This window comes from Nocardioides bruguierae, assembly GCF_023656415.1.
Taxonomy (GTDB): domain Bacteria; phylum Actinomycetota; class Actinomycetes; order Propionibacteriales; family Nocardioidaceae; genus Nocardioides; species Nocardioides bruguierae.
Map to the genome: position 1 here is coordinate 144506 of NZ_JAMOIL010000011.1, position 25484 is coordinate 169989.

The following is a 25484-nucleotide window of genomic DNA, read 5'->3' on the forward strand; positions in this document are numbered from 1 at the left end:
CCCGGGACTCACTCGTGGGGGTGGGCGTGCTGGTGGCGGCGGTGGTCCGGGTGCTCGTCCGGGTCCTGCGGCTCGCCCAGGTCCTCGAAGTCGCCGAGGGCGTTGCCCACCGTGCGCGGGTCGAGCACGTCCTGCGAGCGGTAGGCCGCCCGGGCCAGGACGTTGCTGCCGACCGAGGAGACGACGAGCGCCGCCACCACCGAGAGCACCGCGAAGACGATCTTCATCCAGCCGGTCGAGCCGTGGCCGAAGGACTGCACCGTCACGCCGATGATCACCAGCGGCAGGCCCAGGCCGGTGGCCGGGCTGAGGTTGTTGATCCGGCTGATCGCGTCCCCGGAGCGCAGCATGCCGATCGCGGAGAGCAGGAAGAACAGCGAGCCCAGCAGCAGCAGGACCCCGCCGACGATCTCGAGCGGGCCGTTCATCGGCTGCCCCGCGAGAGCATCCGCGCCAGGGCGACGGTGGCGAGCACGCCCGAGAGCGTGCCGAGCAGGGCGACGTCGAGCAGCACCGCCGTGCGGCGCATGACGCCGGTGACCAGGAAGATCGACAGCGCCGTGAAGAACAGCATGTCGCCCAGCGTGGCCCGCGAGGCGTCGTCGGTGCCCCGGGCGATGGCCACGATGGCGATGAGGAACGCGAGGCCGAGGATGGCCACGGCCGCGACGGCGAGGACGGTCATGCCTCGGCCCCCCGCCCGGTGACGGCCGCACGGCCGCGGGTCGCGGCCAGCACGTGGTCGCGCATGGTCTCCAGGTCGCGCACGAGCGCCTCCTCGTCCTCGCCGAAGAGGCCGTGCACGAAGGCCGCGCGCGGGCCCTGCTCGGTCTCCGGGGCGATCCCGAGCACCAGGGTGCCGGGGGTGATGGTGATGGAGCTGGTCAGCAGCGCCACCTCGACGTCGGTGAGCCCGGCCATGTCGAGCCGCACGATCCTCGGCTGCTGGGTGCTGCGCGGGGTCATCACGTCGCGCGCGAGCACGACGGAGGAGACGAGCAGCTGCCAGATCAGCCAGGGCGTGTAGACGACCAGGAGCCGGAGCAGGGTCAGGGCGGTCACGGGGCGGTCACCGCCTCCACGTAGGCGGACAGGTCGAGCAGCCCGTCGGCGGCCTGCTCGGTGATCGAGAAGACGAGCCCGGGGGCCACGAAGAGCACCAGGGACGCGGCCAGGAGCACCGCGGCCGGCACGACGAAGCGCTGCGGCGCCCGGGTGCCGGGCTCCACCTCGCTCGCGCAGGGGTGGTCCTCCTTGCCGGCCGACGGCATCTCCTCCAGGGGCGGGCCCCAGAAGGTGTGCCGCCACAGCCGGACCATGGAGAGCAGCGAGCCGACACTTGCGACGATGACGACGCCCATGACGATCGCCCGCTGCGGGTCGTCCAGCCCGGCGGCGGCCCGCACCACGCCCACCTTCGCGAAGAAGCCGGACGACGGCGGGAAGCCGACCAGCGACAGCATCGCCAGCGCCATGACGATCGCCAGGAACGGCTCGCGCCGCATGAGGCCGGAGAGCCGGGTGAACTCGCCTGAGCGGTACACGTGCTCGATGGCGGCGGCGCCGAGCAGCAGCGAGCCCATCACCAGGATGTGGTGGAGCATGTAGAACAGGCCGGAGGCCAGGCCGAGCCGGGTGCCGATGGCCAGGCCGAGCAGGATGTAGCCGACGCCGGCGACCATCTGCCAGGACAGGTTGCGGCGCACGACCCGCTCGCCGAGCGACCCGTAGCCGCCCACCAGCATGGTCACCAGGACCAGCGCGAGGGCGAGCCACACCCAGTCGGAGAACCCACCCAGCACCACGCTGACCACGCGGAACAGCGCGTAGATGGCGACCTTGGTGTGCAGCGCCGAGAACAGCGCCATCACGGGGGCCGAGGTGGCCGGGTAGGCGCGCGGCAGCCAGCTGTGGAACGGCACGAGGCCGGCCTTCACCGAGAGCGCCAGCAGCACGGTCGCCACCGCCAGCCGGTAGCGCGGGTCGTCGTGGTCCGCCCCGGCGAGCACGGCCATGTTCACCGAGCCGGCCACGCCGTAGACGAGCCCGACGCCGATCAGCAGGATCGTGGAGGTCACGAGGTTGACCACCACGAACAGCCGGCCGATGCCGAGGCGGCGCCACGTGCCGGTCATCGCGATCAGCGCGTACGAGGGCAGCAGCATGACCTCGATGAAGACGAACAGGTTGAACAGGTCGCCGGTGAGCAGGGCGCCGTTCACGCCGGCCACGAGCATCAGCGCCAGGCTGGGCAGGAACCGCAGCCGCGCCTCGCCGCTGAGCCAGGCGAAGGCCAGCACCACGGCGCTGGTGAACCCGGTGACGGTGATCATCACCGCGGCCAGCGTGTCCGAGACCATCGGGATCGCGACGCCCGGCACGAAGCCGCCGACCTGCTGCACGACCACCGGGTCGCCGGTGCGGTGCTCCACCAGCAGCCACACGCCGGCGGCTGCCGTCAGCAGCGGCACCACGACCGAGAGCGGACGCACCACGCGCCCGGGCAGGACGACGCCGACGGCGGCCGCCAGCAGCGGCACCGCGACGAGGAAGGGCAGGACGGCGCTCATGCGGGGCGCTCCTCGGTCTCGCCGGTGCCGCGCTCGTGGTCGTCCTCGGGGCGGGGCTCGGTGTCGGGCATGACGTAGGTGTCGTCGTTGCCGCCGAGCCGGGCGAGGGCGAGCATCAGCACGGTGACCGCGAGGGTGATCACGATGGCGGTCAGCACGAAGGCCATGGGCAGCGGGTCGGCCACGCCGGGGCCCTCGTGCAGGGGCTCGCCGCGCCAGGCGGAGACGCCGGCGGCGAGCAGGATCAGGTTGGCCGCGTGGCTGAGCAGGGTGATGCCGAAGACGATGCGCACCAGCCCGGGCTGGAGCAGCAGGTACACGCCGCCGGCCACGAGGACCGCGATGGTGAGGGGCAGGACGGTCATGCGTGCTGCTCCTTGCTCTCGGTGCTCTCGGTGCTCTCGGGGCTTCCGGCGTCCTCGGCCGCGGGCTTCTCGTCCTCGGGCAGCTCCGTCCAGTCGCCGACCTGCTCCCGCTCCCGCAGGCCCCCCGTCCGCGGTGTCCGCGGTTGTGGCCGCGGCCCGGGCGTGAAGGCCGGGGTGACCGGCTCGGTGCCGAGCAGGTCCAGCGCGATCAGGACGAGGCCCAGCACCGCCGCGTAGACGCCGGCGTCGAAGATCATCGCGCTGGAGAGGTGCTGGGAGCCGACGTAGGTGTAGAGCGGCGCCAGGAACGAGGAGTGCTCCTGCGACAGGTAGCCCAGCAGGCCGGTGAGGATCGCGACGCTCACGCCGCCGCCCACGAGCCCCAGGTGCAGCCGGCGGGTGCCGACCGCGCGGTCCGTGGGCCGGGCCAGGTAGACCAGCGTCAGGGACGCGGCGCCGACCAGCGCCGCGATGAAGCCACCGCCGGGGGCGTTGTGGCCGCGCCAGAAGATGACCGCGGAGAGCGCCAGCAGCACCGGCAGCAGCACCCGCAGCAGCAGCTGGAGGGGGCGCAGGTTGGCCTGCGCGTCCTCGAGCGCCGCGGCGGCCCGCTGGTCCCGGTCGGAGTCCAGCGGCCGCAGCCCGCGGTGCGGGGCGCTGCGGCGCAGGGTGTGCTCGGGCACGGTGGCCAGCACCGCGATGATCGCGACGCCCGCCATGCCGAGCACGGTCAGCTCGCCCAGGGTGTCCAGCGCACGGAACTCCACCAGGATCACGTTCACCAGGTTGTGCGCGCCGGTGACCTCGTACCCCTCGTCCAGGAAGTACTGGCCGGTCTCGGCGATCTCGCGGCGGCCGGTGAGCACCCAGGTGCCCAGGCCGGCGGCGGCGCCGGCGAGGAGGCCGAGGACCAGCGGCAGCCGCTTGCGGGCGTGCGCCCGGTGGGCGAAGCGCACCGGCAGGGAGCGCAGCACCAGCATGATGACGATGACCGTGAGCACCTCGACCATGAGCTGGGTCAGGCCCACGTCGGGGGCGCCCAGCGCGAACAGCTGCACGGTGACCGCGATGCCCACGCCGCCGAGGTAGACGGCGGCGGTGACGCGGGAGTCGGCCCGGCACACACCGATCACGGCCAGCAGCACGAGGAGCGCGACGAGGGCGTCCAGGGGCTCGAACAGGTCCGGCACCGTGGCGGGCACGTCGGTGAGGGTCAGCACGCCGAGGCTGCCCAGTCCCATCAGCAGCGTCAGCACCGTGACGGGCATCAGGACGTGGCGGGCCGGCTGGTCCGCGGCGACGAGCCGGGTCATGAGGCTACCGGCGCGCCAGGACAGACGGGCGAAGCCGTCGATGGCGCCGGCGCCGGACCAGGGGAGCAGCTGGCGTTCCACGCGCGGCCGCAGCCGCGTGCGCCGGGAGACGATCAGGGCACCGGCCACGATCACCAGCACGGTGGTGACCAGCTCGGGGGTGATCCCGTGCCACAGCGCGAGCTCGTAGGCCTCGTGGTGGACCATCGCCTCGACGGCGCGGTCCAGCGGCAGCTGGAGCAGGAACGGTGCGAGACCGAGCGGCAGGCCGAGCCAGATCGGGAACATGGCGGGCACCAGCAGGGGAGCCGGGGCCTCGTGGATGCCCTCGGTGTCGCGCTCGCCGTCGATGAACGCGCCGAAGACGATCTTGGCCGAGTAGGCGAACGTCAGCACCGCGCCGATGGCGAGGCCGACGAAGGCCAGCGGCCCGGCCCACGCGGGGCCGGTGGCGGTCAGCATCGAGCCGAGCAGCATCTCCTTGGAGACGAAGCCGAGGAACGGCGGGACGCCGGCCATCGCGGCGGTGCCGACGACGACCGTCCAGAAGCTGACCGGCATCGCCTTGCGCAGCGCGGGCAGGCGGCGGATGTCGCGGGTGCCGGCCTCGTGGTCGATGACGCCGACCATCATGAACAGGCCGGACTTGAAGAGCGCGTGCGCGACGGTGTGGATCAGCGCGGCGGTCAGTGCCTTCTCGGTGCCGATGCCGATCGCGGCGGTGATGTAGCCGAGCTGGCTGACGGTCGAGTACGCCATCAGCTTCTTCAGGTCGGTCTGGGTCAGGGCGAAGAGACCGCCCATCGCGGCGGTGAAGAGGCCGACGACGGTCAGCAGCACGTTCCAGGCGGGCACCGCGTGGAACGCCTCGGAGAAGCGCAGCATCAGGAAGATGCCGGCCTTCACGACGGCGGCCGCGTGCAGGTAGGCGCTCACCGGGGTCGCGGCAGCCATGGCGTCGGGCAGCCAGGGGTGGAACGGGAACTGCGCGGCCTTGGTGAACCCGGCCACCGCGACCAGCACGGCCACCGACGACGTCAGCAGGCCGTGGTCGGACCACACGTCCGAGCCGAGCGCCTCGCTGAGGCTGGTCGTGCCGGTGGTGACGATGATGATCACGACCGCGACGAGCAGCGCCAGGCCGCCGATGAACGTCATCAGCAGGGTGCGCTGCGCACCCGCCTCACCGCCCTGGCCGGCGTTCGCGATGAGCAGGAAGGACGCCAGCGACGTGATCTCCCAGCACAGGAACAGCAGCACCAGGTCGTCGGCGAGCACCAGGCCCGCCATGCCGAGCGCGAACGTCGTCATCCAGAGGTAGAAGCCGAGGTTGCGGCCCTGCGGCAGGTAGGCGGCCGAGTAGGCCATCACCACGATGCCGACGACCAGCACGATCGCGAGGAAGACGAGGCTGAGCCCGTCGAGGCGCAGCGCGAAGTCGACGTCCAGCGAGGGCACCCAGGAGTACCGGGCCGTCACCTCGCCGCCGTCGAGGACGGTCGCCGCGGTGGGGATCATGAGTGCCGCGATGACGGTGTACGCGGGAGCGACGGCCCAGCCTGCGCGTCGGCCGACCACGTGGGTCAGCGGGACGACCAGCACCGGGACCGCGGCGAGCGCCACCAGCAGCCATACCAGGGTCACGAGTGTCGGGGCTCCTGTTCGGGAGTTGGGGTCGACGGGGTCTGTGCCGACCAGACTTCCCGGCTCACCTGGGGGCCCACCCTACCGATCCGCCGGGCCCCTCCGGGGTGGTGGGGCAACCGCTGGGACGGGGGTACCGCCTGGTCGCTGCGCGAGGGCCTGCCGCTCGACCCGTGCGACGAGGAGATGACCCGGGAGGAGGCCGCGGCGCTGCTCGGGATGGGCCGCGCCGACGTCGACGAGTGGCTGCCGAGGCGTCGGCGGCTGCGGCGGCTGCGGCGGACGGCGGGCGTCGACCGCGCCGAGGTCGGCAGGCTGCTGCGGGTGGCCGAGCGGCTCGCCTGAGCGCTGTACCGTGCGGGCGTGCTCGAGCTGAAGCATCTGCGCCTGCTCGCCGCGCTCGACAGGCACGGCAGCCTGTCGGGCGCGGCGCGGGAGCTCGGTTGCTCGCAGCCGGCGGCCTCCCAGCAGCTGCAGTCGCTGGAGCGCAGCACCGGTACGCCCCTGGCGGTGCGCGGGCCCTCCGGGCTGCGGCTGACCGAGGCCGGTCGGCTGCTGGTCGAGCGCGGCGGCCCGGTGCTGGCCGCGGTCGCGCAGGCGGAAGCCGAGGTGACCGCGATCGCGGGCCTGCGCGCCGGGCACGTGCGGCTGGCCGCGTTCGCCGGGGCGGTCGCCAGCCTCGTCCCGGACGCCGTGGCGCGGCTGCGTCGCCGCCACCCGGACCTGCGCCTCTCGCTCACCGACGCCGAGCCGCCGGACGCGGTGGCGCTGCTGCGGGCCGGCGAGGTCGACGTCGCTCTCGTGCACGACTGGGACGGGGTGCCGACGCCGGAGGGGATCGCCGACCTCGAGGTCGTCCCGCTGCTGTGGGAGGACGTCCGCCTGGTGACGGCGGCCGGCGACCCGCTGGCGGGGACGGATGGCCCGGTGCCGCTGGCGGGGCTGGCGCAGGCCTCCTGGATCGCCGGGTGCGAGCGCTGCCGCAGCCACCTCGTGGACGCCTGCGCGGCCGCCGGCTTCACCCCCGACATCACCTTCGAGGCCGAGGACCACGTCGCCGTCCAGAGCCTGGCCGCGCACGGGCTCGGTCTGGCGCTGGTGCCGGAGCTGGTGCTCACCGCCGTCCAGGTCGACGGCCTGGCAGTCCTCGACGTCGACCCGCCCGCGCGGCGCCGCGTCGGGCTCGTCACCACGCCCGGGATGGCCCGGGTGCCGGGGGTGCAGGCCGCCGCGACCGCGTTCCTCGCCTCGGCCCACGCCCTGGCGCAGCGCTCGCCGGGCCTGAGCCTGCTGCCGGTGGCCGAGCTGACCTCGGTGCGCGAGAAGCCCGGCTTGGACGAGTCATAAGGAGGCCGTCGGCGCCGTTACCGGCACGACACCGCCGGGCGGACGCGCGGACCTAGCCTCGCCGTGGCTCGCTGCCACGTCCCGTTCCCCGCTGCACCGGAGTGACCCATGACCCGCATCGCCATCATCGGGGCCGGCGCCGCCGGCTCGGCCGCCGCCGACCGCCTGCGCTCGCTGCTCGGCGACGAGGCCGCGATCGTCGTCCTCGAGGCCTCCGACCGGGTCGGCGGCCGCGCCCACCGGATCGCGTTCGCGGGCGAGGTGCTCGAGGTGGGCGGCACGCTGATGCACTCCAGCAACCGCCGGCTCCTGGACGCGGCGGCGCGGGTGGGCCTGGGTCCGGCGACCGACGAGGTGGCGCTGGGCGACGAGACCCGGGCGATCGGCGTCTGGGACGGCCGCCGGATGCTGCTGCGCGCCGGCACCAAGGGCTGGCGGTTCCTCGCCGCGCTGGTCGCCCGCTACGGCCTGGGCAACCTGCGGCGGTTGCGCCGCGAGGCGGTCACCCACGTCGAGGCGTGGAACCGCGTCTACGACCTCCAGGACGCCGGCGCGTGCTGGCCCGACGTCGCGTCGCTGCTCGACGCGCTCGGCCTGGCCGGGGCTGCCGGCGCCCCGCTGCGGGCGCTCGCCGACCGCGCGGGCATCTCCTCGCGCACCACCGACGAGCTGGCCACCGGGGTGCTGCGCAACATGTACAACCAGGACGCCTCGATCGGCGGGTTCGCCGGCATCGTGGGACTGGCCGGTGCCGGCTTGGCGGGCGGCTCCCTGTTCTCCCTCGGCGAGGGCAACGCCACCCTGTTCGAGCGGCTGCTCGCGCAGGCGGGCGCGGAGGTCCGGCTCGGCACCCCCGTCACGGCGGTGAGCCCCCGCGACGGGCGCTGGGAGGTCCGGTGGGACGGCGGCGGCGAGACCTTCGACGCGGTCGTGGTCGCCACGCCGCTGGTCGCCAACCCCTCCGGTGCCGACCCCGGCCTCGCGGGGATCGCCTGCGAGCCGCTGGCCCCGTGGGCCGTGGCCGCGGGCTACCGGCGCGTGCACGTCACGCTGGTCGAGGGCCGGCCCGCCCCGGCCGGGTTCGACGGGCGACCCGTGCCGTTCACGCTCTTCACCTCCGGCGGCGAGGACTTCACCTCGCTCGGTCTCGTCGGGCACGCGACCGGCTCCGGCCTGCCCGCCTACAAGTTCTTCTCCCACGAGGCGCTGACGGACGACGTCCTCGACCGGTACGTCCCGGCCCGCCGCGACGTCGCGCGCCTCGCCTGGGACGCCTACCCGGTGCTCGTGCCGGGCGCGGCGCAGCCGCCGTTCCGCGTGGCGCCCGGCCTGTACCTGGCGACCGCGCTCGAGGCGGTCGTCTCGACGATGGAGACCGAGTCCGTGAGCGCCTGGAACGCCGCCGCCCTGCTGGCCGCCGACGTGCGCGCGGCCGCGCCGGTCGCATGACCACGCTGGCCCTCCTCCCCGGCATCGCACTGCTCGCCTCGGACTACACCGCGCTGGCGGACGAGGTCCGCGCGCTGCGCCCCGGGTGGCGGGTCGAGGTGCTCGACGCCCTGGACGTGCCGGTCACCGACCCGGTCGCGGGGCTGCGCGACCACCTGGGTGAGGGCGACCTCGGGGAGCCGGTGGTGCTCGTCGGGCACTCGCTGGGGGCGCTGGCGGCCGTCGAGTGGGCGGCGACCTGGCCGGGCGAGGTGGCCGGCCTCGTCCTGCTCGACCCCTCGGACCCGTGGGGCGACGTCGATGCTCGCCTGCTGCCGGGCGGCCCGGTGCACCGCCTCGTCCGGCGGTGCTTCTCGCTGGTCACGAGGCTGCCCGTGGCCGCTCGCTCCCTCGGCCGGTCGGCGCGCGCCGGCATCCTGGCCGACTCGGGGGAGGAGGAGTGGGCTCCCCGCGACCTGCTCGCCCGCCGCTACGGCACCCGCGCCGGGGTGCTGTCGGTGTGGGACCAGCTCTGCGGGCGGTTCACCCAGCTCGGCCGCGTGGCGCCGCTGGTCGAGCGGGTGGTCGCGCCCGCGACCGTGCTGCTCGCGCACGCGCCCGGCGAGGACCCCGAGGCGCACCCGCTGGTCGAGGCCCTGGGCGCAGCCGCCGTGCCGGTGGCGGGCACCCACTGCTTCCCGTGCGTCCTGCCGGCCGAGACCGCGCGGTTGGTGGTCGCAGCCGTCGACCGGGGCTAGGGCCCCCGGTGGAGTGGTCTCGACGTGCGTTCGTCGCCAGGGCTCCTCACTGCTCGACCACCGGGGGCCGAGGGTTTCGAGACGGCCGTGGCCGGCCTCCTCAACCTCCGGCTGTGGAGACAGCAGGACGCCCGCGGGGCAGTGCCCCGCCGGCGTCCCGTGGTGTGCCGCCCGCGTCGACCGGAGCCCGTGGCCGACGCGGGCGGGGTCTCAGCTGCTGACGGACTTCAGGAACTCGATGGCCGCGGGGTCGGCCAGGGTCGAGGTGTCACCGAGGTCGCGCTTCTCCGCGACGTCGCGCAGCAGGCGGCGCATGATCTTGCCGGAGCGGGTCTTCGGCAGCTCGGGCACGATCATGATCTCGCGGGGGGTGGCGATCGGGCCGATCTCCTTGCGCACGTGCGCCCGCAGCTCCTTGACGATCTCCTCGTCGGCCTCGCCCTCGGCGATCGCGGAGTCGCGCAGGATCACGAACGCGCAGACGGCCTGGCCGGTGTCGGCGTCGGTCGCACCCACGACGGCCGACTCGGCCACCTTCGGGTGCGAGACCAGCGCCGACTCGATCTCCGTGGTGGAGAGGCGGTGGCCGGAGACGTTCATGACGTCGTCCACGCGGCCGAGCACCCAGATGTCGCCGTCGGCGTCCTTCTTCGCCCCGTCGCCGGCGAAGTAGTAGCCCTGCTTGGCAAAGCGCGACCAGTAGGTGTCCTTGAACCGCTCGTCGTCGCCCCAGATGGTGCGGAGCATGGACGGCCACGGCTGGGTCAGCACCAGGTAGCCGCCGGAGCCGTTCGGGACCGGCCGGCCCTCGTCGTCCACGACCTCGGCGCCGACCCCGGGGATCGGGGTCATCGCGGAGCCGGGCTTGCCGGCGGTGACGCCCGGCAGCGGCGAGATCATCACCGAGCCGGTTTCGGTCTGCCACCAGGTGTCGACGACGGGCGTCTCGTCCCCACCGATCACGTGCCGGTACCAGACGTAGGCCTCGGGGTTGATCGGCTCGCCGACGGAGCCGAGCACGCGCAGGCTGGAGAGGTCGCGGGCGTCCGGGATCTCGCGGCCCTGCTTCATGAAGGAGCGGATCGCGGTGGGCGCGGTGTAGAAGAGCGTGACGCCGTACTCCTCGATGATCTGCCACCAGCGGCCGCGCTCGGGGCTGTCGGGCGTGCCCTCGTAGAGCACCTGCGTCGCGCCGTTGGCCAGCGGGCCGTAGACGATGTAGCTGTGCCCGGTGACCCAGCCGATGTCGGCGGTGCACCAGTAGACGTCGGTCTCGGGCTTGAGGTCGAAGATCGCCCAGTGCGTGTAGGCCGAGCCGGTCAGGTAGCCGCCCGTGGTGTGCAGGATGCCCTTCGGCTTGCCGGTGGTGCCGGAGGTGTACATGACGTAGAGCGGGTGCTCGGAGTCGAAGGCCTCGTGCGTGTGCTGGGTGGAGGCCTTCTCGACGCTCTCGTGCCACCACACGTCGACGGAGTCGTCCCAGGCGACGTCCTGGCCGGTGCGCCGGACGACGAGCACCTTCTCCACACGGTGCCCGTTGCTGGCCGTCTTGGTGCGGGCCTCGTCGACGGCCGGCTTGAGCGCGGAGGGCGCGCCGCGGCGGTAGCCGCCGTCGGAGGTGACGACGACCTTCGCCTGGCAGTCCTCGAGGCGTGAGGCCAGCGCGTCGGCGGAGAAGCCGCCGAACACGACGGTGTGCGGGGCGCCGAGGCGGGCGCAGGCGAGCATCGCGACGACGGCCTCGGGGATCATGGGCATGTAGATGGCGACCCGGTCACCGGTGGCGACGCCGAGGTCGGTGAGGGCGTTGGCGGCCTGGCTGACGAGGTCCTGCAGCTCGGCGTAGGTGATCGAGCGCTTGTCGTCCGCCGGCTCGCCCACCCAGTGGATGGCGACCTTGTCGCCGCGGCCCGCCTCCACGTGGCGGTCCACGCAGTTGTAGGCGGCGTTGATCGTGCCGCCCACGAACCACTTCGCGAACGGGGCGTCGCTCCAGTCGAGCACCTGGTCCCACTTCGTGGCCCAGGTCAGGCGCTCGGCCTGCTCGGCCCAGAAGCCCTCACGGTCCTTCTCCGCGGCCGCGTAGGCGTCGGCGGTGAGGTTGGCGTGCGCGGCGAGCTCGGCGGGCGGCTCGAAGCGACGGTCCTCGGAGAGGAGGTTGGCCAGGGTCTCGTCGGTCTGGTCGCTCAACGGTGTCATCTCCTGGAAGTCGGGACGTGAGGGCTGACGTGGTGCGGGCGTGGTGCGCGGGACCCGTGCCACGGGTGTCCCCCGTCACACTAGGACGCAGGGAAAGGGTCGTCACGCGGGGTTGCCGTCACGTTGCCGTGACCGGCGGCTCGAGCAGGACGAGCGGTGCCCCGCCCCGTCCGTGCCTCCTCCACCGGGGAGGGGCGCGGACGGGGCGGGGCGGGTGGTGCTGCGGTGGTGCCTCGGTGGTGGCGCGGTGCCGCTGTGGCAGCCGGCTCAGTGGCCGATGGCCTCGCCGCCGGCGTGCCGCTTCACCAGGTCGGTGCGACCGGGGTAGCGGATCTCCTCGACGAGCTCCTGCATCTCCTCCGACGGCGGCGGCGTCATCTTCGAGACCACGATGGTGACGGCGAAGTTGATCAGCATGCCGATGGTGCCGATGCCGGTGGCGGGGATGCCGAAGAGGCCCTCGGAGCCGCCGTAGATCGGGATCGTCCACACCATGTAGGCGAAGGTGATGACGAGGCCGCTGATCATGCCCGCCGCGGCGCCGGTGGCCGTGGCGCGCTTCCAGAAGATGCCGAGCACCAGCGTCGGGAAGAAGCTGGCTGCCGCCAGGCCGAACGCGAGCGCGACGACCTGGGCCACGAATCCCGGCGGGTTCACGCCGAAGTAGCCGGCGACGATGATCGCGCAGGCCATGGCGATGCGGCCGACCATGAGCTGACGCTGCTCGGTCGCGGCCGGGTTGATCTTCTTGTAGTAGACGTCGTTGGCCACCGCCGAGGAGATGACCAGCAGGAGGCCGGACGCCGTGGAGAGGGCGGCGGCCAGCGCGCCGGCCGCGACCAGGCCGACGATCGGCGCGGGCAGGCCGCCGATCTCGGGAGAGGCCAGCACGATGATGTCGTTGTTGATCATCACGTCGGTGTAGCTGAACGTCGACGTCCCGAGATCGGCCACCGGGCCGCCGGCGGCCGTGGTGATCAGCCCGACGTCGGCCCACTGGTTGAACCAGTCCGGCACCGTCGCCAGCGTGGCGCCGTCGAGGTCCTTCATGATCTGGAGCTTGGTGAAGGACGCCACCGACGGAGCGGTGGTGTAGAGCAGCGCGATGAAGAAGATCGCCCACAGGGCCGAGTAGCGGGCCGCGCGGACGGACTTGGCGGTGTAGAAGCGGACGATCACGTGCGGCAGGCCGGCCGTGCCGAACATGAGGGCCGCGGTGATCAGCACCATGTTCGGCATCGAGATCTGGGTGAAGGCGCCGGAGTACTCCGCCAGGCCGAGGTCGGCCTGGAGCCCGTTCAGCTCCTCGAGGATCGCGCCGAAGCCGATCTGCGGCAGCGGGATGCCGGTGACGCGGGAGGACACCGCGACCGCCGGGATCAGGTAGGCCACGATCAGCACGGAGTACTGCGCGACCTGGGTCCAGGTGATGCCCTTCATGCCGCCGAGGACGGCGTAGAAGAACACGATCGCCATGCCGATGATGACGCCGATCTCGGTGCTCACGCCGAGGAAGCGGGTGAAGACCAGGCCGACGCCGGCCATCTGGCCGGCCACGTAGACGAACGAGACGACGATCGCCGCGAGCACCGCCACGAGGCGGGTGGTCTCGGAGTACCGGTCGCCCACGAAGTCGGGCAGCGTGAACTTGCCGAACTTGCGCAGGTAGGGGGCGAGCAGCAGGGCCAGGAGGACGTAGCCGCCCGTCCAGCCCATGAGGAACACGCCGCCCGCGTAGCCGTTGTAGGCCAGGCCCACGATGCCGGCCAGGGAGATGAAGGACGCGGCGGACATCCAGTCCGCGGCGATGGCTGCGCCGTTGGCCGGCGCGGGGATGCCGCCGCCCGCGACGTAGAAGCCGGCCGTGTCGGAGACGCGGCTGGCGTAGGCGATGTAGATGTAGATGCCGAACGTGATGATCGCGAAGATCAGCGTCCAGAGCTGGATCTGGCTCATCGGCGCGTCACCCCTCGTCCTCGGCCACGCCGAACTCGCGGTCGAGCCGGTCCATCCGCCACACGTAGATGGCGATGAGCGCGACGAAGGTGAGGATCGAGCCCTGCTGGCTGAACCAGAAGCCGAGCGGGAACCCGCCGACGACGATCTCGTTCAGCGGCTCGACGAAGAGGATGCCGGCTCCGAAGGAGACCAGCGCCCACACGGCCAGCAGCACGGCCATGAGCCGTAGGTTCTTGCGCCAGTACGCCCGGCGCTGCGTGTCATCCATGAATCCTCCTGAGCTCGACCGCCCACTCGCCCTCGAGCCGGCGCACGGGACCGACAGGCTGGTGACGTGGGCCACACGGGGGCGGCGACCGACGCATTGCAGCGGCCCCGCAACCTCGGCCGCAAGGGACTGACGTGACGCCGATCACAATCTGCGGTCAACGGCACCCTGCGTGCGCTCAGCGGACGTATTCGTCCGCTCCTGCTGCCGAACTGGGCCCGCGAGGGCCTGCCGTGACCGTTCGTCGCGTCCACCCGACCGCTCGTCGCGCCGCGGGTGGCCGTTCGGCCGCTCGACCTGAGCAGCCGCTCGCGTGACCTGCATCACCTGACCTACCGTCCCCGGCATGGCCACCACTGCACCCGCCGGCACCGCCCGCCCCGTCCGTCGCGGCGCCCACCCCGGGCGTCGTCTCCTGATGGGGGCGAGCCTGCTGGTGATGTTCGGGTCGTTCCTGCCGTGGATCGACACCCCCGTCGGCCTCGTGACCGGCATGCAGGGCGCCGGCCTGTGGACGTTCTACGCCGCCGCGCTCGGCATCGCCGGCGTGCTCGTGCCGTTCCGCTCGCTGGCGATCGCACAGGCCGCGGCCCTCGGCGTGGCCGCCGTGGGGCTGGGCACCTGGCAGCTGCTGCACCTCTACCTCTTGGTGGGACTCGGGGGCTGGACCCCCGGCCCGGGCATCGTCATGGTCATCGGCGGCGGCGTCGCCGCGCTCGGTGCCGCCTGGAAGCTCTGGCGACTGGTGCCCGCCGCCTGACCCGGCCCTCCCACCCGTCCGCCCCCAGGGGCGGCCCCCGGACGCCTGAACGGTCCGCGACGCTCCGGGTCGCGGACCGTTCAGCGTGTCGCAGCCCTCATGGTCCCGTCGCTCACGTTCGCGACCCCCGACCGAGACAAACCCTCTACAATCCGAGGGCACGTCGGTGCTGCCACGTGCGGGCTCCATCCGGGTCGGACCCCTTGCCTTGACCCGAGATCCGCGTCCGCCTGTCGCCGCGCTGCACGTCCGGGCCCGACCCCACGTCGGGCCCGGCGCTGTTTTTCCACCCCGTCACGGGCCGCCGGCGGCGTCCTCACGACCCGTTCACGGGCCGTTGCCGCCTGTTCTTCACGGCGCCTTCACGTACGTGTTTGCCCAGGTGAACGGGCCCTCACAGCCTCACAGGCCTCACGGCCGTGAGGCCCGTGAGGCCGTGAGTCGAAGTTGATCGCGAGGTGACGGGTTTTACACTCTGCTCGAAATCTGGGGAGCACATCGTGGTGTCACCAGCGCGGCCCAGCACCGGACGTCTTCAGGAGCCCGCGCCCGACCATCGCCCGCTCTTCCGTTTCCAGGAGCCAACGTGACCACGTTGCAGAACCCGACGTCGGAGACCACTCCGACCACCGCCCGCCGCACCAAGCGCTGGATCTCCGACTGGCGCCCCGAGGACCCCGAGTTCTGGGAGTCCACCGGCCGCCCGGTCGCCCGCCGCAACCTCGTCTGGTCGATCCTCGCCGAGCACATCGGCTTCTCGGTCTGGTTCCTGTGGTCGATGAGCACCGGCTTCCTGGCCGCCGCCGGCTTCGGCTACGACGCCGAGCAGCTGTTCATCCTGACCTCGGTCTCCTCCGCGGTCGGCGCGTTCCTCCGCGTGCCCTACACCTTCGCCGTGCCGATCTTCGGCGGCCGCAACTGGACCGTGCTCAGCGCGCTCCTGCTCCTGATCCCCACGATCATGTTCGTCGTCGCGGTGCAGAACCCCGAGACCTCCTACACGACCTTCGTGCTGATCGCCGCCCTCTCCGGCTTCGGTGGTGGCAACTTCGCCTCCTCGATGGCGAACATCAACGCCTTCTACCCGGCCAAGGAGAAGGGTCTGGCGCTGGGCCTGAACGCGGCCGGCGGCAACATCGGCGTCGCCGTCGTCCAGCTGATCCTCCCCATCGTCATCGGTGCGGGCGGCCTGTGGGGCCTCATCAAGGGCGCCGAGACCATCCAGCTCGCGAACGTCGGCTACCTCTACATCGGCCTGTCCCTGGTCGCGGCCGCCGGTGCCTACTTCTTCATGAACAACCTCGAGGGCGCCCAGACCCGTCTCTCGGAGACCGCCACGATCCTGAAGCAGAAGCAGACGTGGATCATGTCGTTCCTCTACGTCGGCACCTTCGGCTCGTTCATCGGCTACTCCGGTGCCTTCGGCCTGCTCATCAAGCTCTACTTCTCCGGCACCTTCGACGGCGCCTTCTCCGGCTACACCTTCGCCTACTACGCCTTCCTCGGCGCCACCGTGGGCTCCATCTGCCGCCCGATCGGCGGCAGGATCGCCGACAAGCTCGGCGGCGCCAAGGTCACCCTCGGCGTCTTCCTCCTCCAGGCCGGCGGCACGCTCGGCATCCTCTACTCCGTCTACCAGCTCGAGGCCGCCACGAGCCCCGAGGCCGTCGCCGCCAACGGCCAGGTCTTCAACCTCTTCCTCGCGACCTTCCTGTTCGTCTTCGCCATGACCGGCTTCGGCAACGGCTCGACGTTCAAGATGATCCCGGCGATCTGGAAGACCCAGGCCGAGCTCGACACCCCCGAGGGCGGCGTCAGCCGCACCCTCGCCCTGAAGAAGCGGGCCCTCGAGGCCTCCGCCGCGGTCGGCATCGTCTCCGCGGTCGGCGCCTTCGGTGGCTTCGTGATCCCGATGATGTTCGCCGCCCCGTGGGTCCCCGCGGACGGCAAGCTCGAGGCCGTGCAGACCGCCTTCTGGGTCTTCACCGCCTACTACGTGGCCTGCGCCGTCGTGACCTACGCGGTCTACATGCGCAAGGGCACCCCGCTGGCCGAGGCCAACGTCTGAGCCATACCCCTGCCGCACCGCAGTCCGAGGTCCACGCCTCACGCCGGACCCGGGTCAACGACGACCCGGGTCCGGCACCACTCGTTCCCCGGTCCTCGGGGCACGACCGGCACCGCCCCGCTCCCCGACGCAGGAGGCTCCCGTGACCACGCTCAGCACCGGTCCCGACACCACGGTCAACACCCACTGCCCCTACTGCTCCCTGCAGTGCGGCATGAAGCTCCAGCCGGGCCGCGCCGCCGGTCGGCCGACGCTCGAGGTGCTGCCGTGGGCCGAGTTCCCGGTGAACGAGGGCGGCCTGTGCCGCAAGGGCTGGACGTCCACGGGCCTGCGCGGCTCCCGCGAGCGGCTCACCACGCCCCTGGTGCGCGACCGGGAGACCGGCGCCCTGGCGGCAGCCACCTGGGACGAGGCCCTCGACCTGGTCGCCGGGCGGATCGCCGGCATCCAGGACGAGCACGGCAAGGACGGCGTCGCGATCTTCGGCGGCGGCGGCCTCACCAACGAGAAGGCCTACCAGCTGGGCAAGTTCGCCCGCGTCGCGCTCGGCACCAGCCAGATCGACTACAACGGGCGCTGGTGCATGAGCTCGGCCGCCTCCGCCGGCACCCGCACGTTCGGCGTCGACCGCGGTCTCCCGTTCCCGCTCGCCGACGTGGAGCAGGCCGACCTCGTCCTGCTCGTCGGCTCCAACATGGCCGAGACGATGCCGCCCGCCGCGAGGCACCTCGACCGCTGCCGGGACAACGGCGGCAAGGTCGTCGTCATCGACCCCCGCGTCACCTCCACCGCGGAGCGGGCGGACGTCGTCGTCCAGCCCGTCCCCGGCACCGACCTCGTCCTCGCCCTCGGCCTCCTCCACCTGGTGATCGCCGGCGGTCACGTGGACACCGAGTACGTGGAGTCCCGCACGCACGGCTTCCAGGCCGTCGCGGACAGCGTCGCGGCCTGGTGGCCCGAGCGCGTCGAGCGCGTCACCGGCGTCTCCGCCGACGAGCTCCGCGCCCTGGCCGACCTGGTCGTCTCCACCCGCAGGGTGATGATCCTGACCGCCCGGGGCGCCGAGCAGCACGCCACCGGCTCCGACACCGTGCTGGCCTGGCTCGACCTGGCCCTCGCGCTGGGCCTGCCCGGCCGCCCGTTCGCCGGCTACGGCTGCCTCACCGGCCAGGGCAACGGCCAGGGCGGTCGCGAGCACGGCCAGAAGAACGACCAGCTGCCCGGCTACCGGATGCTGGTCGACCCGGCCGCCCGCGAGCACGTCGCCGGGGTCTGGGGCGTCGACCCCGACAGCCTGCCCGGGCCCGGGCGCTCGGCCTACGAGCTGCTCGACGCACTGGGCACCGACGCGGGCCCGAAGGCGCTGCTCGTCTTCGGCTCCAACATCGTCGTCTCCTCGCCCAACGCCACCCACGTCGAGGACCGGCTGAACAGCCTGGACCTGCTGGTCGTGTGCGACATCGTGATGAGCGAGACCGCGGCCATGGCCGACGTCGTCCTGCCCGTCACGCAGTGGGCCGAGGAGACCGGCACCATGACCAACCTCGAGGGCCGGGTCATCCTGCGCCGCCAGGCGGTCGCACCGCCCCGCGGCGTCCACTCCGACCTCGACGTGATCTCGGGCCTGGCCGAGCGCCTCAAGGCTCCCATCACCTTCTCGACCGACCCCGAGGAGGTCTTCGAGGAGCTCGGCCGGGCCTCGGCCGGCGGCAAGGCCGACTACGCCGGGATCAGCTACGAGCGGATCGACGCCGAGCAGGGCGTCTTCTGGCCCTGCCCGAGCCCCGCCCACCCCGGCACACCGCGGATGTTCACCGAGCGGTTCGCCCACCCGGACGGCCGCGCGAGGATGCACGTGGTCGAGCACCGCGGCACCGCCGAGCCGGTGGACGCCGAGTACCCGCTGCACCTCACCACGGGCCGCATCCTGGCCCAGTACCAGTCGGGCGCCCAGACCCGTCGCATCACGGACCTGCCGGACGACGGCGCGTTCCTGGAGATGCACCCGGTGCTGGCCGCTCGCCTCGGGATCGCCGACGGCGACCCCGTCACCGTCTCCACCCGGCGGGGGCGCCTCCAGGCCCCCGCCCGGGTGGTGCCCACCATCCGTCACGACACCGTCTTCGCGCCGTTCCACTGGCTCGGCGTCAACCGGCTCACCAACGACGCGCTCGACCCGGCCAGCCGGATGCCCGAGTTCAAGGTGTGCGCAGCAGCTGTGGAGGCCCAGGCATGAGCACCCCCGAGATCAACGCCGACATCAACGCCGGCATCAACGCCGACATCGACGCCGATCTCGACGCCGGGACCAGCGACCAGCAGGACGGCCGCGAACGGCTCGTCGTGGTCGGCAACGGGATGGCGGCGACCCGGCTGGTCGAGCAGCTGGTGGCGAACGGCTACCCCGGCCACGTGACCGTCCTCGGCGACGAGGAGGTCCCCGCCTACAACCGCATCCTGCTCTCCGCGGTGCTCGAGGGCACCCACGACCGGGACGCGATCACCCTGCGCCGCGGCGACTGGTTCGCCGAGCACGGCATCGACCTGCGGCTGGGCTCCCGGGTCCTCGCGGTCGACCGCGACTACGGCGACGTCATGCTCGTCGACGGCACCACGATCCCCTTCGACCGCCTCGTCCTGGCGACGGGCTCGATCCCGACGCTGCCGCCGATGCGCGGGCTGATCAGGCACGACGGCTCGCTGCACCCCCGCGTCCACGCCTTCCGCTCGGTCGCCGACTGCGAGGGGCTCGACGAGGCCGTCACGGCCCGCCCCGGCTCGCGCGCCGTGGTGGTGGGCGGCGGGCTCCTCGGCCTTCAGGTCGCGCGGGCCCTGTCGCTGCGCGGTCTGCAGGTCGAAGTCGTCGAGGCCACCGAGCACCTGCTCTCCCGGCAGGTCGACGAGGCCGGCGCGAAGGTGCTGCGCCGCAGCCTCACCAAGCTCGGCACCACCGTCTACACCGGGGCACGCGTGACCCGCCTCGTCGACCCGCCCAGCGGCGGCTCGGTCACCGACGACGGCCCGGTCGGCCTCCAGCTCGACAACGGCTTCGTGCTCGAGACCGACCTGGTCGTGCTCACCGCCGGCGGCCGACCGTCCACCGCCCTGGCGCGGGGCGCCGGCCTCGAGGTGCGCCGCGGCATCGTCGTGGACGACACCCTCACCTCCGTCACCGACGGCCGGATCAGCGCCATCGGCGACTGCGCCCAGCACGGCGGCGTCGTCCACGGCTTCGTCGCCCCGGCCTGGGAGCAGGCGAGCGTGCTGGCCAACCGGCTCTGCGGCGGGGACGTCACCCACGCCGGCTCACGGGTGGTCGCACGACTGCGTGCCACCGACCTCGACGTCGCGGTGCTCGGCGACCCGGTGGGGGCCGACGGCGAGGTCGTCGAGGTCTCCAACCCGCTGGCCGGCAAGCACAGCCGGCTCGTCGTGCAGGACGGGCGGATCGTCGCGGCCTCGCTGGTCGGGGACCTCTCGCGGGTCGGGATCATCACCCAGCACTACGACCACGGCACGGTGCTGGGCATCAAGGAGCACGGCGACCTGCTGCTGCCCGACGTGGTGCCGACCCCGACCGTCCTGCCCGACGAGGCGGAGGTCTGCGCCTGCGCCGGCGTCACCGCCGGAGCGATCCGGGCGTGCACCTCCCTGGAGCACGTCAAGGAGTCCACCCGCGCCACCACCGGCTGCGGCGGCTGCGCGAACGCCTGCCGCGACCTGCTCGCCGAGAAGCTCGGCGCACCGGTGGGCGGCACGGGCGGCACGCGCCCTCACGCCGCCTTCACAACCGCCTGACCTGCACGTTCACGCCGCCCTCATGTGAGGTCGTGAGGGCCGTGAGGCGGTGAGCGAGATGTCACGAGAAGCACCGTCCGGCGTGACGGAGGGGCAACCCCCGCCACGCAACCTGGTACCTGTCAGCCCCACTCGTCCGCGGTCCGCCGCAGCAGGAGACACCCCATGAGCAACCGCCAGCGCCTCGTCGTCGTCGGCCACGGCATGGTCGGCCACCGGTTCGTGCAGGCCGCCGTCGAGCGGGGCCTCACCGACACCTTCGACGTCGTCATCCTGGGTGAGGAGCCCCGCGCGGCCTACGACCGCGTCGCCCTCACCTCCTACTTCTCGGCCACCTGCGCCGAGGAGCTCTCGCTGCTGCCGGGTGGGTCCTACGACCACGACGCGGTCGAGCTGCGGATCAGCACCGAGGTCGTCTCCCTCGACCGGGCCGCCCGCACCGTCACCGCCCGCGACAAGGTCACCGGCACCGAGACGGTGCTCGGCTACGACCAGCTCGTGCTGGCCACCGGTGCCGCCCCGTTCGTGCCCCCGGTCCCGGGGCGGGAGCACGACGGCGTGTTCGTCTACCGCACGATCGAGGACCTCGACGCGATCCGCGAGGCCTCGCACACCGCCACGTCCGGCATCGTCATCGGCGGCGGCCTGCTCGGCCTCGAGGCGGCCAACGCGCTCGTGCAGCTGGGCCTGCAGACCCACGTCGTCGAGATGGCCCCGCGCCTCATGCCGGTCCAGCTCGACCAGGCCGGCGGCTCCACGCTGGTGCGCCACATCGAGAAGCTCGGGGTCAACGTCCACGCGGGCGTCATGACCCAGGAGATCACCGCCGGGGAGACCGGCAGCGTCGACGGCCTCCAGCTCAAGGACTCCTACAAGATCGACGCGCAGGTCGTCGTCTTCTCCGCCGGCGTCCGGCCCCGCGACGTCCTGGGGCGCGAGTCGGGCCTGGAGATCGCCGAGCGCGGCGGCATCCTGGTCGACGACCAGTGCCACACCTCCGACGAGCGCATCTGGGCGATCGGCGAGTGCGCCGCCCCCGCGGGCCGCATGTACGGCCTCGTCGCCCCCGGCTACGACATGGCCGAGGTCGTCGCGGACGCCCTGCTGGACGGCCCGGGCCGCTTCACCGGCGCCGACATGTCCACCAAGCTCAAGCTGCTCGGCGTCGACGTGGCCTCCTTCGGTGACGCCTTCGCGACCACCGAGGGCTCGCTGGAGCTCGTCTACTCCGACGCCGTCGCCGGCGTGTACAAGAAGCTCGTCGTCACCGAGGACGGCACCCGCCTGCTCGGCGGCATCCTGGTCGGCGACGCGGCCGCCTACGGCATCCTGCGCCCGATGGTCGCCACGTCGACGAACCCCGGCATCGCGCTGCCGGAGAACCCCGAGGAGCTCATCCTCCCGGCCTCGCGCGGCGGGTCGACCGGCGGCGGCGTGGCCGCCCTGCCGGACGAGGCGCAGATCTGCTCGTGCAACAACGTCAGCAAGGGCGACATCGTCCACGCCGTCGAGGACGGCTGCGAGGACGTGGCCTCCGTCAAGAGCTGCACCAACGCCGGCACCACCTGCGGCTCGTGCGTCACCAGCGTCAAGGCGATCATCGAGGACCACTTCGCCAAGACCGGCCGCGAGGTCTCCAAGGCCCTGTGCGAGCACTTCGCGATCTCGCGAGCCGAGCTCTTCGAGGTCGTGAAGATCCACGGCTACACGACCTTCGAGGCGGTCCTCGAGGCCCACGGGACCGGCCGCGGCTGCGACATCTGCAAGCCCACGGTCGCCTCGGTCCTGGCCAGCCAGTTCAACGAGCACGTCCTGGGCGGCACCCACGCCGGGCTGCAGGACACCAACGACGCCTACCTGGCCAACATCCAGAAGAACGGCTCCTACTCCGTCGTCCCGCGCATCCCCGGCGGGGAGGTGACGCCCGAGGGCCTCATCGTGATCGGCGAGGTCGCCCGCGACTTCGGCCTCTACACCAAGATCACCGGCGGCCAGCGCATCGACATGTTCGGTGCCCGCATGGAGGACCTGCCCGCCATCTGGGGCCGCCTCGTGGACGCCGGCTTCGAGTCCGGCCACGCCTACGGCAAGTCCCTGCGGACCGTGAAGTCCTGCGTCGGCTCGGAGTGGTGCCGCTACGGCGTCCAGGAGTCGGTGTCCATGGCCATCCGCCTGGAGCTGCGCTACCGCGGCCTGCGCTCCCCGCACAAGCTCAAGGGCGGGGTCTCCGGCTGCGCCCGCGAGTGCGCCGAGGCCCGGGGCAAGGACTTCGGCGTCATCGCCACCGACAAGGGCTGGAACCTCTACGTCGGCGGCAACGGCGGCATGAACCCCGCCCACGCCCAGCTGCTGGCCGGCGACCTCGACGACGAGACGCTGATCAGCTACCTCGACCGGTTCCTCATGTACTACGTCCGGATGGCCGACCGACTCCAGCGCACGGCTCCCTGGATCGACTCCCTCGAGGGCGGGCTCGACCGGGTCAAGGCCGTGGTCGTGGACGACGTCCTCGGCCTGGGCTCCGAGCTGGAGGAGTCCATGGAGCGTCACGTCGCCACGTACGAGGACGAGTGGGCGGCCACGCTGGCCGACCCCCAGAAGCTGGAGCGCTTCGTGTCCTTCGTCAACGCCCCCGGCACGCCCGACCCCAACATCACCTTCACCACCGAGCGCGACCAGATCCGGCCCGAGAACCACGCCGGCCCGGTCGTCCTCGGCACGACGATCCCCGTGGGAGCCTCCCGATGACCGCCACGCTGCCCGACCACACCACCACCGACGAGTGGGAGCCGGTCTGCCGGCTCGAGCAGGTGCCCGCCGAGGCAGGGGTGGCCGCCCTGGTCCGCGGGGAGGCCGTCGCCCTGTTCCGTGACCACCGCGACGAGGTCTACGCCCTGTCCAACGTGTGTCCCTTCGCTCGTGCCTCGGTGCTCTCGCGTGGCATCGTGGGTACTCGCAGCGGCGTGCCCTTCGTGGCGTCGCCGATGAAGAAGCAGCCCTTCCGTCTGGCCGACGGGGTGTGCCTCGACGACGAGGCCGTGCGGGTGGACACCTGGGACGTCAAGGTCGACGGCGGGGTGGTCCTCGTGGGGGCGAAGCGCACGCCGGCATGAACGACGGTGCCGGCCCGATCTCGGAGGGGGAGCCGATGACCGGACTGCTGACGGAGGACGAGACCGCGGACCCGAGCACGCAGGCCGCCGCGGGCCCGCTCGCGGGGTTCCGCATCGGCGTGACCGCGGCCCGCAAGGCGGACGAGCAGATCGCGCTGATGACGCGGCGCGGCGCTCGGGTCGTGCACGCCCCGGCGCTCTCCAGCGACCCCAACCGGGTCGACCTGGCCGACCTGCGGGCCGCCACCGAGAAGGTCATCGCCGACCCGCCCGACATGTTCGTGGCCACCACCGGCATCGGCATGCGGCAGTGGTTCGAGACCGCCGAGGAGCTCGGGCTGCGCGAGCAGCTGGTCGCGGCGCTCCGGCCGGCCGAGATCCTCGCCCGCGGCCCGAAGAGCGTCGGCGCCCTGCGCGCCGGTGGCCTGCGGGAGCTGTGGTCGCCGGAGTCGGAGCTGTTCGAGGACGTGCTCGACCACCTGCGCGGACGCGACCTCACCGGCCGCAACATCCTCGTGCAGGAGCACGGGCAGTCGCTGTCGATGGTCGGGCACGCGCTGCGTCGCCAGGGCGCGGCCGTCGACGTCGTCACGGTCTACCGCACCGTCACCGCCGAGGACCCCACGCCCATGCTCGGCATGGTCGACCTCGTGGCCGACCTCGAGCTCGACGCGGTCACCTTCACCTCGGCGCCGGCCGTCGCCGCCCTCATGGACGCCGCCACCTCGATGGGGCGCCGCGAGGACGTGATCAGCGCGTTCCAGGCGGACGTGGTGGCCGTCTGCGTCGGCCCGGTGACTGCGGCCGCGTTCGAGCTGTGGGGCGTGCCCACCATCTACCCGCCCGACCGCTCGCGGCTGGCCGCCATGGTGAAGCTGATGGAGGCCGAGCTGCCCTCGCGCAAGGAGGGCCTCACCCTCGAGCTGGTCGGCGGGCACCAGCTGCTGATGCACGGTGAGTCGGTGCTGCTGGACGGCACCGAGGTGAGGCTCTCGCCCGCCCCGATGGCGGTGCTCGCCGCGCTCGTGGCCAACCCCGGCAACGTCATCCCGCGTCGCGCGCTGCTGGCCCAGCTGCCCTCGGGCACCGCGGGCTCCGAGCACGCCGTCGAGATGGCCGTCGCCCGGCTCCGCGCCGCTCTCGGCACCCGGGCCGTGCAGACCGTCGTCAAGCGTGGGTACCGGTTGGCGGTGGAGCAGTGACCACGCCGCGTCCGCCCCGACTCGTCACCGTCGCGCACGGCACCCGCCGCGCGGGCGGCAACGAGAACGCCCGCCGCCTCACCGCTGCGGCGGCCGAGCGGCTGGGCGTCGAGGCGGTCGCGGCCTACGTCGAGCTCTCGGAGCCGCTGCTGGCCGACGTCATGCGCGAGGTGCACGGGCCCGTCGCCGTCGTCCCGCTGCTGCTCTCCACCGGCTACCACGTGCGCCACGACGTGCCCGAGGCGTGCGCGCTGGCGCCGGAGGACGCCGACGTGGCACTGGGCCGTCCGCTCGGCCCCGACCCGCAGCTCGCGCTGGCCCAGGTCGACCGGCTGCTGGAGGCCGGCGCCCGCCCCGGCCAGCCGGTGACGATGGTGGCCGCGGGCTCCACCGACCCGCTCGGCTGGCGCGACCTGCGTGCCGCGACCCGGTACCTGCAGGAGGGCTGGGACGCCCCCGTGCGGCTGGCGACGATCTCGGGGTACGGCAAGCGTCCCGAGGAGGTCGTGCAGGCCGGCGACGCGGTCTCCCTCTACCTGCTCAGCCCCGGCCTGTTCAGCCGCCGGGTCGCCGAGACCGCCGCGGCTGCCGGAGCCGGGCCCGTCGGCGACGTCCTCGGCACCCACCCCCTCGCCGTGGACGTGGTCGTCGAACGGGCTGCTGCCCAGCTGGCGGCCCACGTCTGAGCCAAT

21 protein-coding genes are annotated in these 25484 nt (G+C 72.8%); 12 read left to right on the plus strand and 9 right to left on the minus strand.

All coding sequences use genetic code 11. The annotated features are described in order from the left end of the window. Positions 1-8 precede the first annotated feature (8 nt). Genes M8330_RS10450 through M8330_RS10475 form a run of 6 tightly spaced genes read right to left on the minus strand, consistent with a single transcriptional unit; the run spans position 9 to position 5892 of the window. Positions 9-428 (minus strand): monovalent cation/H(+) antiporter subunit G, encoded by a 420-nt coding sequence (locus tag M8330_RS10450; RefSeq protein WP_250057165.1) that lies wholly within the window; start codon positions 426-428, stop codon positions 9-11. Next, positions 425-685 carry a monovalent cation/H+ antiporter complex subunit F gene (locus M8330_RS10455; protein ID WP_250827268.1) on the minus strand — a complete coding sequence of 87 codons (261 nt, stop codon included), beginning with the start codon at positions 683-685 and terminating at the stop codon, positions 425-427. Before M8330_RS10455 ends, M8330_RS10450 begins: the two co-directional genes overlap by 4 nt. After that, a complete protein-coding gene (locus M8330_RS10460; protein ID WP_250827269.1) occupies positions 682-1062 on the minus strand; it encodes a Na+/H+ antiporter subunit E in 381 nt (126 codons plus the stop codon). Before M8330_RS10460 ends, M8330_RS10455 begins: the two co-directional genes overlap by 4 nt. Beyond that, positions 1059-2570 carry a monovalent cation/H+ antiporter subunit D family protein gene (locus M8330_RS10465; protein WP_250057171.1) on the minus strand — a complete coding sequence of 504 codons (1512 nt, stop codon included), beginning with the start codon at positions 2568-2570 and terminating at the stop codon, positions 1059-1061. The genes M8330_RS10460 and M8330_RS10465 overlap by 4 nt, the downstream gene beginning before the upstream one ends. Beyond that, positions 2567-2935 carry a sodium:proton antiporter gene (locus M8330_RS10470; protein WP_250057173.1) on the minus strand — a complete coding sequence of 123 codons (369 nt, stop codon included), beginning with the start codon at positions 2933-2935 and terminating at the stop codon, positions 2567-2569. Before M8330_RS10470 ends, M8330_RS10465 begins: the two co-directional genes overlap by 4 nt. Continuing rightward, positions 2932-5892, minus strand: a complete 2961-nt coding sequence (locus tag M8330_RS10475; protein WP_250827270.1) for a DUF4040 family protein — start codon at positions 5890-5892, stop codon at positions 2932-2934. The genes M8330_RS10470 and M8330_RS10475 overlap by 4 nt, the downstream gene beginning before the upstream one ends. Positions 5893-6078: 186 nt before the next feature. On the opposite strand from M8330_RS10475, the gene M8330_RS10480 reads away from it, so the two are divergent. From M8330_RS10480 to M8330_RS10495, 4 genes are all read left to right on the plus strand, one after another. Beyond that, positions 6079-6237 carry a hypothetical protein gene (locus M8330_RS10480; protein ID WP_250827271.1) on the plus strand — a complete coding sequence of 53 codons (159 nt, stop codon included), beginning with the start codon at positions 6079-6081 and terminating at the stop codon, positions 6235-6237. 18 nt (positions 6238-6255) lie between these two features. Next, the gene (locus M8330_RS10485; RefSeq protein ID WP_250827272.1) at positions 6256-7239 is read left to right on the plus strand and encodes a LysR family transcriptional regulator; all 984 of its coding nucleotides are present in this window, start codon (positions 6256-6258) and stop codon (positions 7237-7239) included. Between the two features lie 108 nt (positions 7240-7347). After that, complete coding sequence (locus tag M8330_RS10490; RefSeq protein ID WP_250827273.1) at positions 7348-8688, plus strand: FAD-dependent oxidoreductase; 1341 nt, start codon at positions 7348-7350, stop codon at positions 8686-8688. Continuing rightward, complete coding sequence (locus M8330_RS10495) at positions 8685-9425, plus strand: alpha/beta fold hydrolase (RefSeq protein WP_250827274.1); 741 nt, start codon at positions 8685-8687, stop codon at positions 9423-9425. Before M8330_RS10490 ends, M8330_RS10495 begins: the two co-directional genes overlap by 4 nt. Before the next feature lie 210 nt (positions 9426-9635). Here M8330_RS10495 and acs read toward each other — a convergent pair whose 3' ends face one another. The 3 genes from acs to M8330_RS10510 all read right to left on the minus strand — a co-directional run bounded on the left by acs (position 9636) and on the right by M8330_RS10510 (position 13851). Continuing rightward, complete coding sequence (acs, locus tag M8330_RS10500) at positions 9636-11624, minus strand: acetate--CoA ligase (RefSeq protein WP_372490196.1); 1989 nt, start codon at positions 11622-11624, stop codon at positions 9636-9638. Positions 11625-11891: 267 nt separating this feature from the next. Continuing rightward, positions 11892-13580 carry a sodium:solute symporter family protein gene (locus tag M8330_RS10505; protein ID WP_250827276.1) on the minus strand — a complete coding sequence of 563 codons (1689 nt, stop codon included), beginning with the start codon at positions 13578-13580 and terminating at the stop codon, positions 11892-11894. 7 nt (positions 13581-13587) lie between these two features. After that, positions 13588-13851, minus strand: coding sequence for a DUF4212 domain-containing protein (locus M8330_RS10510; RefSeq protein WP_250057188.1), 264 nt, complete (start codon positions 13849-13851; stop codon positions 13588-13590). 346 nt (positions 13852-14197) lie between these two features. On the opposite strand from M8330_RS10510, the gene M8330_RS10515 reads away from it, so the two are divergent. From M8330_RS10515 to M8330_RS10550, 8 genes are all read left to right on the plus strand, one after another. Next, entirely contained in the window at positions 14198-14611 is a 414-nt protein-coding gene (locus M8330_RS10515; RefSeq protein ID WP_250057190.1) for a hypothetical protein, read from the plus strand. 586 nt (positions 14612-15197) lie between these two features. Further along, the gene (locus M8330_RS10520; RefSeq protein WP_250827277.1) at positions 15198-16679 is read left to right on the plus strand and encodes an MFS transporter; all 1482 of its coding nucleotides are present in this window, start codon (positions 15198-15200) and stop codon (positions 16677-16679) included. A 142-nt stretch (positions 16680-16821) separates the two neighbouring features. Beyond that, positions 16822-18915 carry a molybdopterin oxidoreductase family protein gene (locus M8330_RS10525; RefSeq protein WP_308196270.1) on the plus strand — a complete coding sequence of 698 codons (2094 nt, stop codon included), beginning with the start codon at positions 16822-16824 and terminating at the stop codon, positions 18913-18915. Then, on the plus strand, positions 18912-20477 hold the full coding sequence (locus M8330_RS10530) for an FAD-dependent oxidoreductase (RefSeq protein WP_250827278.1): 1566 nt from the start codon (positions 18912-18914) through the stop codon (positions 20475-20477). The genes M8330_RS10525 and M8330_RS10530 overlap by 4 nt, the downstream gene beginning before the upstream one ends. Positions 20478-20642: 165 nt before the next feature. Next, positions 20643-23225 carry a nitrite reductase large subunit NirB gene (gene nirB / locus M8330_RS10535; RefSeq protein ID WP_250827279.1) on the plus strand — a complete coding sequence of 861 codons (2583 nt, stop codon included), beginning with the start codon at positions 20643-20645 and terminating at the stop codon, positions 23223-23225. Further along, the gene (gene nirD / locus M8330_RS10540) at positions 23222-23590 is read left to right on the plus strand and encodes a nitrite reductase small subunit NirD (protein ID WP_250827280.1); all 369 of its coding nucleotides are present in this window, start codon (positions 23222-23224) and stop codon (positions 23588-23590) included. Before nirB ends, nirD begins: the two co-directional genes overlap by 4 nt. 35 nt (positions 23591-23625) lie before the next feature. Then, positions 23626-24792, plus strand: coding sequence for a uroporphyrinogen-III synthase (locus tag M8330_RS10545; RefSeq protein ID WP_250827281.1), 1167 nt, complete (start codon positions 23626-23628; stop codon positions 24790-24792). Beyond that, positions 24789-25478, plus strand: a complete 690-nt coding sequence (locus M8330_RS10550) for a sirohydrochlorin chelatase (RefSeq protein WP_250827282.1) — start codon at positions 24789-24791, stop codon at positions 25476-25478. Before M8330_RS10545 ends, M8330_RS10550 begins: the two co-directional genes overlap by 4 nt. The last annotated feature ends 6 nt before the right edge of the window (positions 25479-25484 follow it).

Excerpts from the sequence above, each read along its gene's own strand:
- M8330_RS10495 (WP_250827274.1), top strand. The coding sequence starts at position 8,685 with ATGACCACGCTGGCCCTCCTCCCCGGCATCGCACTGCTCGCCTCGGAC.
- M8330_RS10530 (WP_250827278.1), top strand. The coding sequence starts at position 18,912 with ATGAGCACCCCCGAGATCAACGCCGACATCAACGCCGGCATCAACGCC.
- M8330_RS10470 (WP_250057173.1), bottom strand. The coding sequence starts at position 2,935 with ATGACCGTCCTGCCCCTCACCATCGCGGTCCTCGTGGCCGGCGGCGTG.
- nirD (WP_250827280.1), top strand. The coding sequence starts at position 23,222 with ATGACCGCCACGCTGCCCGACCACACCACCACCGACGAGTGGGAGCCG.
- M8330_RS10450 (WP_250057165.1), bottom strand. The coding sequence starts at position 428 with ATGAACGGCCCGCTCGAGATCGTCGGCGGGGTCCTGCTGCTGCTGGGC.
- nirB (WP_250827279.1), top strand. The coding sequence starts at position 20,643 with ATGAGCAACCGCCAGCGCCTCGTCGTCGTCGGCCACGGCATGGTCGGC.
- M8330_RS10515 (WP_250057190.1), top strand. The coding sequence starts at position 14,198 with ATGGCCACCACTGCACCCGCCGGCACCGCCCGCCCCGTCCGTCGCGGC.
- M8330_RS10505 (WP_250827276.1), bottom strand. The coding sequence starts at position 13,580 with ATGAGCCAGATCCAGCTCTGGACGCTGATCTTCGCGATCATCACGTTC.
- M8330_RS10480 (WP_250827271.1), top strand. The coding sequence starts at position 6,079 with ATGACCCGGGAGGAGGCCGCGGCGCTGCTCGGGATGGGCCGCGCCGAC.
- M8330_RS10545 (WP_250827281.1), top strand. The coding sequence starts at position 23,626 with ATGACCGGACTGCTGACGGAGGACGAGACCGCGGACCCGAGCACGCAG.
- M8330_RS10510 (WP_250057188.1), bottom strand. The coding sequence starts at position 13,851 with ATGGATGACACGCAGCGCCGGGCGTACTGGCGCAAGAACCTACGGCTC.
- M8330_RS10490 (WP_250827273.1), top strand. The coding sequence starts at position 7,348 with ATGACCCGCATCGCCATCATCGGGGCCGGCGCCGCCGGCTCGGCCGCC.
- M8330_RS10455 (WP_250827268.1), bottom strand. The coding sequence starts at position 685 with ATGACCGTCCTCGCCGTCGCGGCCGTGGCCATCCTCGGCCTCGCGTTC.
- M8330_RS10465 (WP_250057171.1), bottom strand. The coding sequence starts at position 2,570 with ATGAGCGCCGTCCTGCCCTTCCTCGTCGCGGTGCCGCTGCTGGCGGCC.
- acs (WP_372490196.1), bottom strand. The coding sequence starts at position 11,624 with ATGACACCGTTGAGCGACCAGACCGACGAGACCCTGGCCAACCTCCTC.